The sequence below is a fragment of the Psychrobacter sp. genome (genome assembly GCF_049295055.1).
Taxonomy (GTDB): domain Bacteria; phylum Pseudomonadota; class Gammaproteobacteria; order Pseudomonadales; family Moraxellaceae; genus Psychrobacter.
On the sequence record NZ_JBAQQF010000033.1, the window covers coordinates 67,923 to 83,370 of the forward strand.

Below are 15,448 nucleotides of genomic sequence, written 5' to 3' on the forward strand. Positions count from 1 at the left end.
ATTATCAGTAGCACTGTATCGTTTCTTAGATGGTATGAGCTAAAGGCATAAAAAAACCAAACACCTCTTATAAATGTGTTTGGTTTTTTGTTTTTACCGACTGTATTTATTGTTTTTAGTACGGGTATCTCTGATGCTAAATAGCTTTTTTAACTTTGGTACAGACGCCAAGCCAAATACAACATCAATATGCCTATCAAAGCATCAAGGATATTCCACGCTTTTGGTTTAGCAAATAAAGGTTTGAGTAATCTTGCACCGTAGCCCAGCGCAAAAAAGAAAAAGAACGACGCGCTGACCGCACCTACTGCAAATGCCAATTTACTACTGGCACCGGTTGAAACCATACCGACGAGTACCAATGTATCTAAGTAGACATGTGGATTTAGCCAGGTAAAGCCGAAGCATAATAACAGCGCTTTTTTTAAGCTGGTGACGACTTGTCCATCGACGGTGAGCGCATGTGATAAGCGTACACTGGCATATAAGCTCTGTAAGCCATAGCCTACTAAGAATATAACGCCAGCGAACTTTGCAATGTTGACGACTTGTGGATAGCGTGCCGTTACTGCGCCAAAACCAGCAACGCCAGCCGATATTAAAAATGCATCACTTACGGCACAAAACAGACAAACAAAAAATAGGTGCTCGCGTTTTAGCCCTTGTTTAAGGACAAAAGCGTTTTGTGAACCAATAGCAATAATCAGGGATAAGCCAAGCAAAAAACCAGAACTGTAATCGGTGATATTCATGATAGTTGACTTGACCTTTAAAAACCAAAACGGTGACGTTTGCTTACTGGCAGCGCCGAAAAAAGCTGTTAAGATAAGGGATTAATTGTTCGAATGCAATCAGTAAATAGGCGAGGAGCAGGGTAAGTTATGGTCATAAGTTTGACAAGAATGCTACAGTCATTTGGGCAAGCACACGATGACCTGCCAACCGCCGCTGCCAAAAATGCTCAGCAAGCGGCTGCTAATAACCTTGCTAGTAATAACCTTGCTAGTAATGGGAATGCTACTGCTCGTCGCGCTAATTCTGATAAGCAGGAACATGACAATACTCGAACGTCTGTCGCTTCACCGCTTAGCGAACCGCAGCGTACCGAACGTATTTGCGATGCTTTAGCACAAGTGAATGATATTCGGACGCCAACGCCATTAACCGACCGTTATTTGTCCAATCGTGCCAAAATGCGACCGACTAATAGACCTCCTTTTGACCCAGATACGTTATGGTATCTCAAACATGGACGCTGTCCGATTATGACTGAGCTTGTTGATGTGGTCGATGAAGCCACCCTAAACGCCATGCCTATTGAGGCTGTCGCGATACTAGACCGAATCAATGGTAAGCTAAAGCGTTACCGTGAGTGGAGTAGCGAGCTCAATGAGCAACAACAACAGCAACATAATGAGCGCCAATTTGTCATTGATAAGCTGGTGTCTGAAAGCATTCCTGAAGCGCTACATCATTACGAGCAGCTGCAACGTTTCAGTCCACATCGTACCAAGAATAATATGGTGCAGGGTAAAATGACCGCAGGCGGTATGTTGACTGATTTATTTTTAGAAATCGATTATGAGCTTGATGAGTTATTGGATGAGTTACATCAAACCGTGATGAATCGTCTTGCTTCAACCCATCGCTATGTGAAAAGCCGTACGCAAAACTAACTGCTGAGCACTTTAAATTGGTATTATCAAATAAAAATACGTGAGCTTTATTACACACAATCGACTCAATGCATAACAATATAGGGCTTTAACAGAGCCTTATTTTTTTGTTTAATAATAAGAGCTAAAAGACGGGAATATATTAGATTTACTTTAAAATTAATGCAGCGCGACGGGGATGAATTTTTCGTAGCCTCTGTGATAGCAGCAAGCAAGGAAAATTTATCTCAGTCGCAAATAGCTATTAATGTATCGGTTTTATCTTGAACTGGCCAGAGTATTTAAAATAAAAATAAATTCTTAATCAATTTTGCTAAATAATAAGGATCATCTAATGACCCAAGTAACTGCAATGTTAGTGATGTTTGTTTTATATGGGGTGTTACCAGTAGCTGGGTTATATCTAGGGTATCGTGGCATCAAAAAAGTGACTGCGCCCAAAATGCTTGAATATAAAGCGATGCCGCAGTTGGGTTATATTCCTGAAAAAAGCCTACCAGAGGAAGTTAAAACAGCCCTTAGCCAAATAAATGAAAAAGGTGAGAAGCTGCGTGTCATTTATGGTGATAGCAATAATGATGGCCAGATAGATGATAAAGATACGGTTGACGAAACCTATATCATGATTCAAAACTTGATGGACAGGCACGTGCCGCAAGCGATAGCAGACTATCGTCGTTTACATGACTTAGATGGCGCGTTGGCTGACAACACCAAAATAAAACACTCTGATGTTACTGGTAAAGAGGCATTGCTAGAGATACTTATGACGATTAATACGCAGTTTGATGACCTGCTTAATGCGTCATATCATCAAGATGGGCAAAAGCTCCTAGCGACTAATAGGTATTTACAGCAGCGTTTTGAGAATCCGACAAGCAAGGCCGACATACCGCATCTGCTTAATAGTAGTGCGACTGAGATCACAGCTATTGGAAACCCAACGGGCGAACGCGCTGATACTGAAGATATTAAGCTTTAGATGGCGCACTATAAGTGTCAAATCATAAGTTGCACGATTGAATGATAAAGAGCGAGCTGGTATGAGTATATTAATAGGCGTTGGTGTCGTAACGACAGTAACCGTTTTTTATTTGGGCAAAAAAGGTTGGCACGCCTTGCATAAAGCGGTCGGTATTACGCCTGGTGTGCTTATTTATCAGGATGCTAGTACACCATTATCGCTATCAAATATAAGCTGGCAACAGCTGAATCTTAATAAAAAACATCTTAAATCCTTAGCAGACGCACAGCTCTACCAATTACAACGTATTGATAAAAAAGTAAGTAACTATCAAGCTTATCAAAAAGAGCTACAAGCACAGAACATCACACCTGAAATCACTGAGCAGCAGTTTGTATTGCATAAAATGTTGCATACGCGACTGCCTGAAATACTCGCCAGTTATTATCATCTAGCAGCTATCAATACAAACGCTAGAGAACCGAACAACCAACAAAGTGTTGAGGCTGGCAAGTTATTACAAGGTGCATTAGATAATATTGAACAACGCTTAGATAATCTATTAGAGCAAATACAAAGCCAGAAATTACAGGATTTACGAGTAATGAAGAATTATATCGATAGTCATAACAGTTAAGTTTTGGGCTGGTAAAATAATTATAAAAAATAAAAAAGCGTCCAATAATTATTCATTATTGAACGCTTTTTTTATGAAGACTTAGTATGCTACTATTTTAACGTCGATTGTTGCGATCACTAGTGTTGCGCGTACCACGATTAGCTGGTTTAGTGCTATCGCTAGATTTTGGACCAGTACTACGCGAACTGTTTTCAGTGCGGCGTGCTTTGAGCGGCTTATTTCTAATACGTTCTTGCTTTTCTTTAGCGGCGCCATGAAGACCAGTACCATAACGTGGACGTAAGCTTACTAGGTCTGTTAAAGTATTAATGTCCTTTCTATCTAGCTCTAAGAAGCGACCCGTACGCAGCTCTTTTGGTAACGCAATATTACCATAGCTCGTACGTAATAGACGGCTAACTTTAAGACCTTGTGATTCAAATAGACGGCGTACTTCACGGTTACGACCTTCGTTAAGCCTAACATGATGCCATTTGTTGACGCCTTCGCCGCCGCCTTCTTTGATATCTTCGAACTTAGCCAAGCCATCTTCTAACATCACACCTGTTGTCATCGCCCGAGCCATATCTGGCGTCACATCGCCCAGTACACGTACCGCATATTCACGAGTCACTTCGCTAGAAGGATGCATCAAACGATGCGCCATTTCGCCATCATTGGTAAACAGTAACAGACCTGTAGAGTTGATATCTAAGCGACCTACCATTACCCAGCGGTCATGAGTCAATTTAGGCAAACGCTCAAACACGGTTGGACGGCCTTCTGGATCATTAGCAGAACAAACTTCGCCTTCAGGCTTATAATAAGCTAAGACACGGCGGCGCTTCTCATTTTCAGCAGTATATTTAATCTGACGACCATCAACGCGAATCTCATCACCTTGCTCAACGCGGTCACCGATGGTTGCAGGGCCATTATTGACGGTTACACGACCTGCTTTAATGACTTCTTCCATCTGACGACGTGAACCAAGCCCCATGCGGGCGAGTGCTTTTTGCAGTTTTTCATCTTTCATAACGATTTCCTAGAATCGGTGGGTTTACATTTCTCAATGTATAAATTTGGACTGAATATTATACGCTATTTATAAGTACTGTGAAGTTTAGTTTTGAATGGTTTTAAGCTTTATGTAGTTAACCCTGAATAAAACCGATATTATATTTATAACAATTTCATTTAATTACATAAACGATGACTTACTTAATCGATTTTCACAAACAAGTATTAAGAAGCATTAAAGACAGTATACCCATCTAAGAAGCCGCTAACTTTCATCATCTTAGTACAAGCGTTATTCACAGCTGGCAGCAGGACTTAGTTCCTAAAACAACCAGAAAAAAAGCACCTACCAAAATACCTAATGAAGCCTTATTAAAAGATGTTGAGCAGCGTCCAGACGATTACATGTATGAGCGCGCATATCGTTTAGGTTGTAGTAAATCAGGCATTGAAACTGTATTAAAACGTCTTGGTATTAGTCAAAAAAAAGATCTTGGAACATCCAAAAACATGCCCAGTAAAGAGAGCCAAATACCTAAGCAAACTTAACGACTTCATCGCTCAAGGTTTTGCAGCAACAAGTTGATTTAACTGTTTGCTTTATTAATCAAAGTCTCAGACCTTGAAAGGATGTTTATAGACGGTATTCATATAAAAGCCCATCAGCACAGTAGTGGTGCTGATGAGACTGCGCAGGCTATTAGTGAAAGTGTGGCAGGTCGCGCGATCAAGATTCACTTAGCGGTTGATGCTCACTGTAATCCAATCATTTTTATCATATCAGATGGTATTACTCAGGATATATGATATTACTCACGATGTTAAGGTAGCGCCAGATTTAGTTGATAAGATTAATTTAAGGAATATAGATATTCTATGTGCTGATAAAAGCTATAACTCTGATGGACTGCGATAACATATTAAACAAGTAAGAAGATTCGATAACATCCCTAGAAAATAGAATAAGAAATCAGACAATAACTATATGGACTGAGACTTGTGCAAAGTATGTCACTTAGTTGAGAATGTATTCGCTCACTCAAAACGGTTCTTAGCAGTGGCTGCCAGATTTGATAATCTTAAACAAAGCTATGAGAATACAGTGGCGCTAGCTTGTGCCTTTATCTGGCTGAAATTATGAATGTTCAACAGACCCTAATTAAAATTAAACTTATTTCTAAAGTTGCTTTAATTGGCTTCTTACAGAAGTTTATAATTATACACCTGTTATATCACTCTAGGATTTTGTAGCGCAGACAGGTACAATAGCATTCTTAATTAACGGTCAGAAAGACTTGACCAAGCATAAGACAGGCATGCAAGACACTTGCGGGCGCTGTCTTTAATTTTTTATCCCATCCTCTATTGGAGTTCCTATGTCTATTGCGTCTACTGCCCAAGAGTCCGCCACCGTTTTGGACGGCAAAGCACTTGCCAAACAAATAGAACAGCAGCTACGCACGCGTGTCGATGCCATCAAGGATAAAACTGGACGTACACCAAGCTTAGCGACAATATTGGTCGGTGATGACCCAGCCTCAGCGACTTACGTACGTATGAAGGGCAACGCTTGTAAGCGTGTTGGTATGGATTCGATACGAGTTGAGATGCCAAGTGCAACTACCACTGAAGAGCTGATAGCTAAGATAGATGAGCTAAATAGCAATCCAGACGTGCACGGTATTTTGCTACAGCATCCTGTGCCTGCGCATATCGATGAGCGTGCTTGCTTTGAGCAGATTGACTTGGCAAAAGACGTCGATGGGGTGACCTGTCTGGGCTTTGGTCGTATGGCGATGCAGCAGTCCGCTTATGGTTCATGCACACCGCAAGGTATCATGCATTTATTAGAGCACTATAATATCGAGCTAGCTGGTAAAGAAGCGGTCGTCGTCGGGCGCAGCGCTATTTTGGGCAAACCAATGGCGATGATGCTATTAAATGCTAACTGTACAGTGACTATTTGTCATTCAAGAACGCAAGATTTAGAATCTCATATTAAGCGCGCCGATATCGTCGTTGGCGCAGTTGGCGTACCCGAATTGATTAAAGCGGAGTGGATTAAAGCAGGGGCTGTGGTTATTGATGCCGGCTTCCATCCAACCGAGAACGGCGGCGTTGGTGATATCGAAATGCAGGGTGTGGAAGATATCGCCAGTGCTTATACGCCAGTCCCAGGTGGCGTCGGTCCAATGACTATTAATACCCTGATACGCCAAACAGTCGATGCTGCTGAAAAATCGGCTGGTCTGGACAATAGCGTAATTAGCTGATGAAACCTTTATCTGAGCATTCAACTGAGCCGGAACCCAAGCAAGAAAAAGATACTAATGCGCTAAAGCCCTATATGGATATACACGAGCGCCTGCAGCATATTGGCAGAGAGTTTGTCGATATTTGCCATTACATTATTTTGTTTTTAATCAGTGTGGTGGTGGTTTGGACAGCCGGTAAAGAGTTTTTTGTTATATTTCAAAAAGGCTCGGCAGATTTAAAAGATATTTTATTGCTCTTTATTTATCTTGAGCTGCTGGCGATGATTGGTATTTATTTTAAAACCCATCGTCTACCAGTACAGTTTTTGATATTTATCGCTATTACAGCCTTATCACGACATTTAGTAGTCGATGTACAAGCAGTGTCGGATAATTTTCATTTGTGGTTATTGGCAACGATTTCTTTTGCCATTATGGTACTTAGTGCTTCCATTGTCATACTGACGTGGACCGCTAAAATGTTTGGGCGACCAGAAGACTATTTGGACGATCATCAAGTTACTAGCACTGAACATCACTTGCCGAGTGTTGATAGTAAGAATTATCGTAAATAGCTTTTCTTTTTGTTATCGCTAGCACTGCTAAAGACATTTCTACCTATCAATAACTGACTAATAAAAAAGGGCTACCAATAATGGTAGCCCTTTTTTTGACTCTAGAAAATAACTTATAATTTTTGAGGTGATTATTACAACCAACCCAAGCGCTTAAAGTTAAAGTATAGATAACTACATAGCGAGCCGATCACAAGCATGATGACAAGATAAGAGTATTGCCAATGTAGCTCAGGCATAAAGTCAAAGTTCATGCCATAAATACCCGCAATCGCTGTCGGTACTGCTAAAATACCTGCCCAAGCCGCAAGTTTACGAACCACTTCGTTCTGCCCCATATTTACCATAGCAAGATAGGTATTCATGACTACGCTCAGCATCTCATTTAAACCATTAATAGCATCTAAAGAATGTAATAGATGGTCATTGACGTCACGAAAATAAGGCTTAGCAGCATGGGAAAATGGCGAGATTAAATCACTTTTATCATGATTAATAAAGTAGCTACAGATATCTTGTACCGGTAAAATAACCGCGCGCATATGCACCAATTGTGATTTTAATTCATACAAATTTCTGAGCGTTTCTTTATTAAATTCATAAGTGAAAATATTGCGCTCTTGCTCACGTAAATAACTGCCCAAACGATCGGTAATCGGCATATAGTTATCGACGATAAAATCGAGAATGGCATGTAGGACAAATATAGGTCCCATTCGTAGCTTTTCTGGGCGACGGTGGCAGTGTTCACGTACTGGCGTATAAGAGTTAGAAGGACCATTACGAATCGTAATCAGATAGTTTTTGCCCATGAATATCGCGGTAGTGCCATAGCGAATGACATTGTCTTCTAGTTTGGCGGTACGTAGCACGACAAATATCATATCATTATCATAGTTCTCAACCTTAGCACGCTGATGCTCGGCAAAAGCATCCTCAATCGCTAGTTCGTGCAGCTCAAACGCATCTCTAACTTTCACCATGGTTTCTAAGCTGGGATCATACAGACCAAGCCAGATAAACTGACCGCTATTGCTCAACGCGCGGCTGACATCATTCAGCCCTACTTTATTAGTTTTTTCACCGGTCTTACGTGAGTAAGCATAGCAATTGACGACTTCATCATCACTGGATAAATCGATATCCTCATAGCGTTCAGAGTCGGGATCATAGACAGTCATTGTTTCAATAGTGTCCTCGACCGTCGCATCCGCATCACCATAGATATAGCTGTCATAGCCATCGTAATTATCTAAATAAGAGCGCTCATCTCTGATAGTGGCATCAATAAGACTGACATTAGACTCGGGTGTGATACGCGTTGTCGTTTTGACAATCAGGTCATCATCTTGATTCATACCCTCTCCTTTAGTCTAAGTAGAAAAATAAATATAAAAAGGCAGCTTATAGCGCAAAGCGTTTTAAAGTATCGATATCGACGAGGTCTAATAAGCTTTCGTGACAGGCTTCAAGCTTTATCTGCGGCGCCATATCTAAATCTAATGCTTCAACCCAGCGTAGCGCACAAATACACCAATAGTCGCCAGGTTGTAAGCCAGAAAAACCGTACTCAGGCAGGGGCGTGATAAGGTCATTGCCGCGACTGGCTGAAAAATTTAAAAATTCACTGGTCATCTTGGCACACACCGTATGCTGCCCGACGTCATGATTGCCAGTATGACAAAAACCATTGCGATAATAGCCAGTAATAGGGTCAAAACAACAGCTGGCTAGGGCAGTGCCGAGGACGTTGCTTTGATTGATGGCTGGATTTGGATGATAATCAGATGACATAAGGCTTCCGAGATAAAAATATATGCTAGTGTAACATGAGTCGACTTCGAAGGCGTTTAAAGCATATGGATGATGTTGAAATAAACGGATTACCTGAGTAACGTTTTTATAAACTTCGAGAAGGAATTAGATGGCGATTTTGGTCAATTGTTACTAGGCGAAGCTTAACTGCTATGCTAAACTGAGGCATAAAGCGCCTTGATTATTTATCGTAATTTTTTAGCGCATAAAGAAAGATACTCGTCTTATTATCCTAACTTATACTTATTACTCACCCTTTTGCGGTTACCTAGTTTGCTTATCGATAATTGGGTCGGTGATGTTGCGCGTTAAAAATAAAAACCGCCTGACATCCCTGCAATTGTAAATATAACCTTTAAGTACCGCATCAGTACCGCGTTTTTGGTAAGCGATACGCCAAACAAGGATTTATTGTGTCTGCCAGTTCTGATTCTGCAAAACCTACCCTGTCAAACTCTACACAGCAAGCGGCTACTCAGCCTGCTGATAATAATGCTGTATCCAATCGCTTACCCTATCTAAGTAGCTTTGCTAGCGAAGTTGCCAATAGTTGGTTGCTGCCTGATGGGGTAGTCGATGTGTTGTTTGAAGATGCGCATAAGCAAGAAGTGCTCAGGTATCAATTGACACAGCAGCTCATCACGCACGGTTATCAATTGGTGTGCCCACCAATGATTGAGTTTACTGAGTCGTTATTGAGTGGTGCCTCAGAAGATTTAAAGCGCCAAACCTTTAAGATTATCGATCAATTGACGGGTCGGTTGATGGGTATACGCGCTGATATTACTCCACAGATTTTGCGTATCGATGCGCATTGGGGCGGCGATGGTATCGCACGTTATTGCTACGCAGGCGATGTGATTCATACCTTGCCGTCAGGGCTTTTTGGCTCACGCACGCCGTTACAGATCGGCGCTGAGATATTTGGCTGTGCGTCATTGACTGCAGATATTGAGTTAGTAGATGTCTTGTTTAGCATGATAAATAGTCTAAATATGAGCGCTGCACTGCACGTGGATTTAGGTCACGTAGCCATATTTAAGCGCTTAGCAGAATTGGCTGAGTTATCTGATAGTGACACTGAGCAATTGATGCATCTTTATGCCAATAAAAATCTACCAGAGCTTAAGCGGGTATGCCAACTATTACCGATGGGTGATGACTTTTATGCCTTAGCGCGCTTTGGTCATGATATCGAAAACTTATTAGCGAAACTGTCAGATAGCGCTCAGCAAGATAGCGAAATTGTGACCGCTATCGATGAGTTACAACGTTTAAAAACACATTTACAAGAACAGTGGCAGTGCCCTGTGAGCATTGATGTGACAGAGCTATCAGGCTATCACTATCATACCGGTATTGTGTTCAATGGCTATATCAATAGTGAGACCCAGCCATTAGTACGTGGCGGGCGCTTTGATGGTATGAAAAGCGGTAATCAATTAACAAACAATCCCCCGCGTGAAGCAACAGGCTTCAGTATGGATGTCAGCCGTTTGCTCGCTCATACTCAGCTTGACGCGCCAATCGTCGTGTTGGTCGATTATAACGTATTAAATAGCTCGGACAACGAACAGATGCAGATGCTATTACAACAAGTGGCAAGCTTACGTCAACAAGGCTATCGCGTCACTATGCCATTAAGTGCAGAAGATCGTCCAGCGAATATGACGCATCGCTTAAGTTTTATGGATAATCAATGGCAGCTACAAGCCGTTTAAATTTACAAATTATTCAAGCTTAGAAAGTAATTAAGCTTAGAAAGTATTTAAGTCTATAAGCTATTTAAACAAAAATTATTCAGTTATTAAGTCGTTAAGAGCTACATATTTAAAGAGCATCATTTTTAGTATTACTTTAGTTTTGATATGTTATTTTTAAACTATTATTGCACACACCTCAATACATAAAGGTAAGGATTCATCATGGGTAAGAATGTCGTAGTTTTAGGTAGCCAATGGGGCGACGAAGGCAAGGGTAAAATCGTCGATCTATTGACTGAAAAAGCTTCAGCAGTTGCACGCTTTCAGGGCGGACATAACGCTGGACATACATTAGTTGTTGATGGCAAAACCACTGTCTTACATTTAATTCCATCAGGTATTTTACGTGAAGGCGTTACTTGTTTCATCGGTAATGGCGTGGTACTCGCACCTGATGCACTATTAAAAGAGATGAAAGGCTTAGAAGATAACGGCGTCCCAGTTCGTGAGCGCTTGCGTATTTCTCCAAACTGTCCACTTATCATGCCGTATCACGTGGCGCTTGATCAAGCCCGTGAAGCCAAGCGCGGTAGCGGTAAAATCGGTACCACTGGTCGCGGTATTGGCCCTGCTTATGAGGACAAAGTAGCGCGCCGTGCGATTAAGCTTGCTGATTTATTCCGTGATGATTTAGAAGAAAAGCTGCATAACTTAATCGAATATCACAACTTTCAACTGACTCAGTATTATAAAGTTGAAGCAATTGATTTTGATGAGACGCTTAAGCTTTGTAAAGAGTGGAAAGAAGAAATCAGAGGCATGGTTACTGATGTGACCGAAGAGCTTGACCAATTGCGCCGTGCTGGCAAGAACCTGATGTTTGAAGGCGCGCAAGGTACGTTACTTGATATCGATCATGGTACTTATCCGTTTGTAACCAGCTCAAGCGTAACCGCTGGTGGCGTATCTACTGGTACTGGTATTGGTCCGTTATATCTCGACTATGTATTGGGTATCACTAAAGCATATACCACTCGTGTTGGTAGCGGTCCGTTCCCAACGGAATTGTTTGATGATGTCGGTGCTCATCTAGCCAAAGTTGGTCACGAATTTGGTGCGACAACAGGACGCGCGCGCCGTTGTGGTTGGTTCGACGCAGCAGCTTTACGCCGTGCAGTGGTATTAAACTCGCTAACCGGTATCTGCTTGACTAAGCTTGACGTTCTAGATGGTCTTGAGGAGCTGCGCATTGGCGTTGGCTATGATTTACCAGAAACTGAATGTGCTGGCGCGCACGATGCTGAATTTTACGAGTCAGTAATGCCAATTTATGAGACATTAGAAGGCTGGAGTGAGTCTACGGTTGGTGTCACTAACTATGATGACTTACCTGAAAATGCTAAAAAATACATCAAACGTATCGAAGCATTGATCGATTGCCCAATTGATATTATCTCAACCGGTCCTGACCGCGAAGAGACTATCGTACTGCGCGATCCGTATGATGCTTAATTAGTAGCAGAGTTAAGTGATAAAAAAGCTAATTAGTAATGCTTAATACTAACCTCCATTGTTTAAATACAATGGAGGTTTTTTTACGAGAGTTTTTTAAGAATTTATGTACAGTGTTATTAATTTTATAATTACATAAAATCAGCGCAAGCTAAGCTAAAAAAAGCTAATATAAAAAGAATTAGGATAAGATTTTCTAACATTATTCTTAATTAAGAAAGCTAAAGGTGTTGAAAAGGAATTTCAACTATATCAAAACCATGAGAGGGGAATGTTATGACTACTAATATTATCAAGCACTCAATTCGCAATGCATCTCTAGTACTACTGACGTCAGCTGCTTTTATGTTACCCACGCTATCTTGGGGCGCACAGAATTGTGATAAACCCATCAATGACTTTGACGGTCTTTATTGCTTAACCAAAGTATATTTGGAAGCAGACAAAGAGCTCAATAATTCTTACTCAAAGCTAACTAAGGTTCTAAATACCAAACAAAAAGCCACGTTAAAGCGCGGACAGCTTGCTTGGATGCGTGAGCGTAATGATCGATGCAGTTATAATGACGAAGACGGTTTTTATGTCAACATGAACTGTGCTACTCGAACAACTACGAAGCGCGTGAACTTCTTAAATGAGCGTGTGCGTGAATGTGCCGCTGGGAGTTGCCGCGACAGTCGTTTAGGAGAGGAGTAGCTAGATTATAAAGCTGCTGCTTAGTGGTTATAAGCTTCCTCAGATTTCATATTTGAGCAAAAATCCCTAATGCTATATGTTAGGGGTTTTTTTAATAATGCTCATAAATCATTTTACTAAGTTTTATGCTCGCAAATAGGAAAGGGTGTAATCGGTGAATAAAAACCTGTCAGCGATTAATTAGTGCTAAATTTACCTTTGTGCAAGCTACGGTCATAAATTAATCCTATCATTTATAGCCTCAATCATTATAATAGGCAGCAATCACGCGCTGAGCATTATGTATTCTGCATTGGCATACATAAATGAAAGACATCAGCACGGCGATCAAAGATAAAATAAAGTATTTATTATCTAACTTATCATTTATTAGGAGCTCATCATGGCTAACGAACGTACTTTATCTATCATCAAACCTGACGCAGTCGCTGGCAATAACATCGGTGCTATCTACGACCGTTTTGAAAAATCAGGTCTAAAAATTGTTGCGGCTAAGATGATGCAACTTGATGACAAAAAAGCAGGCGGTTTTTACGCTGAGCACGCTGAGCGTCCATTTTATAATGACCTAGTCTCATTTATGACGTCAGGTCCAGTATTGGTATCAGTACTAGAAGGCGAAAACGCTATCGCTAAGCATCGTGACATCATGGGTGCTACTAACCCAAAAGACGCAGCTGAAGGCACTATCCGTGCTGATTTCGCTAGCAGCATCGATGAAAACGCCGTTCATGGTTCAGATTCAGCTGAGTCAGCAGCACGTGAAATCAGCTACTTCTTCAATGAAGATGAAGTTTGTGCACGTACGCGTTAATAGCAGTTTTTATTAATAGGCGCTGTTATAAATAATAGTACTGATTAATAATTAGTGTGGCGAGACGGCTTATATCTTTTGGTATAAGCCGTTTTATCTATTATTATAATCTGATTGTTTATTGAAATTTTTAGCAGCTTCCCTCATTATTGTATTTATTGAGCGTTATCAATCCCTTGTCAGCATACTTTTATCGCATTTTATTTTATCAAGTACTAATTGATAATACACATATCGATGAAAATTACGCTCATAACGGATTGCTCATGCACCACTTATGGCAACGCCCATATCAATCATTGCATCGCTCATATAAGCGCATGCAAAAAGGTTATTTATTATGTCGACTATTCAAACACCTATCCAACACGTACCCGTAAAGCCTGCTAATAGCATCAAGCTAGTAGATGAGGCGCAGGCAAAAACCAATCTATTAGGTATGACGCAAGCGCAACTGGCGGAATACTTTAAAAGTATCGGCGAAAAACCGTTTCGTTCAACTCAAGTAATCAGATGGATTTATCAGCAAGGGGTCACTGACTTTGAGCAAATGACAAATTTAAGTAAGTCCTTGCGCGATAAATTATCAGCCAATGCCTGCGTCATTCCGCCAAAAGTCATTCAACGCCAATATAGTGATGATGGTACGCGTAAGTGGGTATTCGAAGTCACTGGTGGCTCATTGGTTGAGACGGTATTGATTCCTGCTGATGATAGCAAAATTAACGGTCGTAAGACGTTATGTGTGTCTTCACAAGTAGGCTGTGCACTAGACTGTAGCTTTTGTAGTACTGGTAAGCAGGGTTTTGAGCGTGATCTGACAGCGGCTGAAATTCTCGGACAATTATGGGTGGCAAATGCCTCTTATATGACGGATAAAAATGATAGCTTAGAAAATGTTGACCATAGCTTATGGGAAAATAACGTTACTAATGTGGTTATGATGGGCATGGGAGAACCATTATTGAATTATCGTCCGGTGGTTAGCTCAATGGAGCTGATGCTGAGCGACCATGCTTATGGTTTGTCAAAGCGCCGTGTCACGCTATCCACCTCAGGTGTAGTACCAAAGATGTATGAGCTGGCCCAAGAGCTTGACGTCGCTTTAGCGATTTCATTACACGCGCCAAACGACGAGCTGCGTAATGAGCTAGTGCCGATTAATAAAAAATACCCACTAGAGCAGCTGATGGCGGCCGCGAGAAATTACGTTTTTGATGTCAATCCACGCCACAAAAAACATGTGACTATTGAATACGTTATGTTGGATGGTGTCAATGATAGCGATGATCATGCTAAGCAATTGGTTGTCTTATTAGGTGATTTGCCAAGTAAGATTAACCTGATACCCTTTAACCCATTCCCGCATGCAGACTATGATAAATCGAGTAATAATCGCATTTATGCCTTTAGTAATATATTAAGTGAAGCAGGTTTTGTTTGTACCATTCGTCAAACGCGTGGCGATGATATTGATGCTGCGTGTGGTCAATTAGTTGGGCAAGTAGCTGACAGAACACGTCGTTCAGCGGCTTGGCAGCAAAGTATTAAAGATCGTGAAAAAGCTTAATGCAAAGATTTAACAACTAGATTTAAGCTAAAGGGTTCAAGCACAATTTAGGCAAACTTACTGACCGTTTTCAGAGCTTCTTAGCGGTCCTTTTTCCGTCTTGATAGTAACAGAAATGTAGCCGTAGTGATTAATAACCACTAATTAGCAACTAAATTGTACTTAAGTAGGTTAAATCCATTAAACTGATGCCTCGAAGATCGAACGCATTGAATAACAGTTTTATGAT

General features: G+C 41.0%; 15 protein-coding genes and 1 pseudogene. 12 read left to right on the forward strand and 4 right to left on the reverse strand.

The genetic code is table 11. The annotated features are described in order from the left end of the window. Positions 1-149: 149 nt before the first annotated feature. Positions 150-752 (reverse strand): LysE/ArgO family amino acid transporter, encoded by a 603-nt coding sequence (locus WAZ74_RS04380; RefSeq protein ID WP_422306183.1) that lies wholly within the window; start codon positions 750-752, stop codon positions 150-152. Between the two features lie 129 nt (positions 753-881). On the opposite strand from WAZ74_RS04380, the gene WAZ74_RS04385 reads away from it, so the two are divergent. The 3 genes from WAZ74_RS04385 to WAZ74_RS04395 all read left to right on the forward strand — a co-directional run bounded on the left by WAZ74_RS04385 (position 882) and on the right by WAZ74_RS04395 (position 3,277). Beyond that, complete coding sequence (locus tag WAZ74_RS04385; protein ID WP_422306185.1) at positions 882-1,676, forward strand: hypothetical protein; 795 nt, start codon at positions 882-884, stop codon at positions 1,674-1,676. A 334-nt stretch (positions 1,677-2,010) separates the two neighbouring features. After that, the gene (locus WAZ74_RS04390; protein WP_422306187.1) at positions 2,011-2,658 is read left to right on the forward strand and encodes a hypothetical protein; all 648 of its coding nucleotides are present in this window, start codon (positions 2,011-2,013) and stop codon (positions 2,656-2,658) included. A gap of 61 nt (positions 2,659-2,719) precedes the next feature. After that, complete coding sequence (locus WAZ74_RS04395; RefSeq protein WP_422306189.1) at positions 2,720-3,277, forward strand: hypothetical protein; 558 nt, start codon at positions 2,720-2,722, stop codon at positions 3,275-3,277. Positions 3,278-3,374: 97 nt separating this feature from the next. On the opposite strand, the gene rluB is transcribed toward WAZ74_RS04395, so the two are convergent. After that, on the reverse strand, positions 3,375-4,295 hold the full coding sequence (gene rluB / locus WAZ74_RS04400; RefSeq protein ID WP_422306191.1) for a 23S rRNA pseudouridine(2605) synthase RluB: 921 nt from the start codon (positions 4,293-4,295) through the stop codon (positions 3,375-3,377). Positions 4,296-4,573: 278 nt separating this feature from the next. On the opposite strand from rluB, the gene WAZ74_RS04405 reads away from it, so the two are divergent. From WAZ74_RS04405 to WAZ74_RS04420, 4 genes and pseudogenes are all read left to right on the forward strand, one after another. Further along, complete coding sequence (locus WAZ74_RS04405; RefSeq protein WP_422306424.1) at positions 4,574-4,828, forward strand: IS630 transposase-related protein; 255 nt, start codon at positions 4,574-4,576, stop codon at positions 4,826-4,828. 18 nt (positions 4,829-4,846) lie between these two features. Beyond that, a pseudogene (locus WAZ74_RS04410) lies at positions 4,847-5,420 on the forward strand (IS5 family transposase); the annotation flags it as partial. Positions 5,421-5,655: 235 nt separating this feature from the next. Continuing rightward, positions 5,656-6,552 (forward strand): bifunctional methylenetetrahydrofolate dehydrogenase/methenyltetrahydrofolate cyclohydrolase FolD, encoded by an 897-nt coding sequence (gene folD, locus WAZ74_RS04415; RefSeq protein ID WP_422306193.1) that lies wholly within the window; start codon positions 5,656-5,658, stop codon positions 6,550-6,552. Positions 6,553-6,626: 74 nt separating this feature from the next. After that, on the forward strand, positions 6,627-7,109 hold the full coding sequence (locus tag WAZ74_RS04420) for a phosphate-starvation-inducible protein PsiE (protein WP_422306426.1): 483 nt from the start codon (positions 6,627-6,629) through the stop codon (positions 7,107-7,109). 134 nt (positions 7,110-7,243) lie between these two features. On the opposite strand, the gene corA is transcribed toward WAZ74_RS04420, so the two are convergent. Further along, positions 7,244-8,467, reverse strand: a complete 1,224-nt coding sequence (corA, locus tag WAZ74_RS04425) for a magnesium/cobalt transporter CorA (protein WP_422306195.1) — start codon at positions 8,465-8,467, stop codon at positions 7,244-7,246. A gap of 46 nt (positions 8,468-8,513) precedes the next feature. Next, complete coding sequence (locus WAZ74_RS04430) at positions 8,514-8,903, reverse strand: DUF2237 family protein (RefSeq protein ID WP_422306197.1); 390 nt, start codon at positions 8,901-8,903, stop codon at positions 8,514-8,516. Positions 8,904-9,337: 434 nt separating this feature from the next. On the opposite strand from WAZ74_RS04430, the gene WAZ74_RS04435 reads away from it, so the two are divergent. The 5 genes from WAZ74_RS04435 to rlmN all read left to right on the forward strand — a co-directional run bounded on the left by WAZ74_RS04435 (position 9,338) and on the right by rlmN (position 15,219). Beyond that, positions 9,338-10,645, forward strand: coding sequence for an ATP phosphoribosyltransferase regulatory subunit (locus WAZ74_RS04435; RefSeq protein ID WP_422306199.1), 1,308 nt, complete (start codon positions 9,338-9,340; stop codon positions 10,643-10,645). A 204-nt stretch (positions 10,646-10,849) separates the two neighbouring features. Next, the gene (locus tag WAZ74_RS04440; protein ID WP_422306201.1) at positions 10,850-12,139 is read left to right on the forward strand and encodes an adenylosuccinate synthase; all 1,290 of its coding nucleotides are present in this window, start codon (positions 10,850-10,852) and stop codon (positions 12,137-12,139) included. Positions 12,140-12,415: 276 nt separating this feature from the next. Next, on the forward strand, positions 12,416-12,835 hold the full coding sequence (locus WAZ74_RS04445; protein ID WP_422306203.1) for a lysozyme inhibitor LprI family protein: 420 nt from the start codon (positions 12,416-12,418) through the stop codon (positions 12,833-12,835). A 382-nt stretch (positions 12,836-13,217) separates the two neighbouring features. Next, positions 13,218-13,649: a nucleoside-diphosphate kinase gene (gene ndk / locus WAZ74_RS04450; RefSeq protein WP_193011877.1), complete on the forward strand. Its 432-nt coding sequence runs from the start codon at positions 13,218-13,220 to the stop codon at positions 13,647-13,649. Between the two features lie 340 nt (positions 13,650-13,989). Continuing rightward, positions 13,990-15,219 carry a 23S rRNA (adenine(2503)-C(2))-methyltransferase RlmN gene (rlmN, locus tag WAZ74_RS04455; protein WP_422306207.1) on the forward strand — a complete coding sequence of 410 codons (1,230 nt, stop codon included), beginning with the start codon at positions 13,990-13,992 and terminating at the stop codon, positions 15,217-15,219. Positions 15,220-15,448: the final 229 nt, after the last annotated feature.

What these genes read in the sequence shown, in the direction of transcription:
- WAZ74_RS04380 (WP_422306183.1), bottom strand. Translation starts at nt 752, where the DNA reads ATGAATATCACCGATTACAGTTCTGGTTTTTTGCTTGGCTTATCCCTG.
- WAZ74_RS04385 (WP_422306185.1), top strand. Translation starts at nt 882, where the DNA reads ATGGTCATAAGTTTGACAAGAATGCTACAGTCATTTGGGCAAGCACAC.
- WAZ74_RS04390 (WP_422306187.1), top strand. Translation starts at nt 2,011, where the DNA reads ATGACCCAAGTAACTGCAATGTTAGTGATGTTTGTTTTATATGGGGTG.
- WAZ74_RS04395 (WP_422306189.1), top strand. Translation starts at nt 2,720, where the DNA reads ATGAGTATATTAATAGGCGTTGGTGTCGTAACGACAGTAACCGTTTTT.
- rluB (WP_422306191.1), bottom strand. Translation starts at nt 4,295, where the DNA reads ATGAAAGATGAAAAACTGCAAAAAGCACTCGCCCGCATGGGGCTTGGT.
- folD (WP_422306193.1), top strand. Translation starts at nt 5,656, where the DNA reads ATGTCTATTGCGTCTACTGCCCAAGAGTCCGCCACCGTTTTGGACGGC.
- WAZ74_RS04420 (WP_422306426.1), top strand. Translation starts at nt 6,627, where the DNA reads ATGGATATACACGAGCGCCTGCAGCATATTGGCAGAGAGTTTGTCGAT.
- corA (WP_422306195.1), bottom strand. Translation starts at nt 8,467, where the DNA reads ATGAATCAAGATGATGACCTGATTGTCAAAACGACAACGCGTATCACA.
- WAZ74_RS04430 (WP_422306197.1), bottom strand. Translation starts at nt 8,903, where the DNA reads ATGTCATCTGATTATCATCCAAATCCAGCCATCAATCAAAGCAACGTC.
- WAZ74_RS04440 (WP_422306201.1), top strand. Translation starts at nt 10,850, where the DNA reads ATGGGTAAGAATGTCGTAGTTTTAGGTAGCCAATGGGGCGACGAAGGC.
- WAZ74_RS04445 (WP_422306203.1), top strand. Translation starts at nt 12,416, where the DNA reads ATGACTACTAATATTATCAAGCACTCAATTCGCAATGCATCTCTAGTA.
- ndk (WP_193011877.1), top strand. Translation starts at nt 13,218, where the DNA reads ATGGCTAACGAACGTACTTTATCTATCATCAAACCTGACGCAGTCGCT.
- rlmN (WP_422306207.1), top strand. Translation starts at nt 13,990, where the DNA reads ATGTCGACTATTCAAACACCTATCCAACACGTACCCGTAAAGCCTGCT.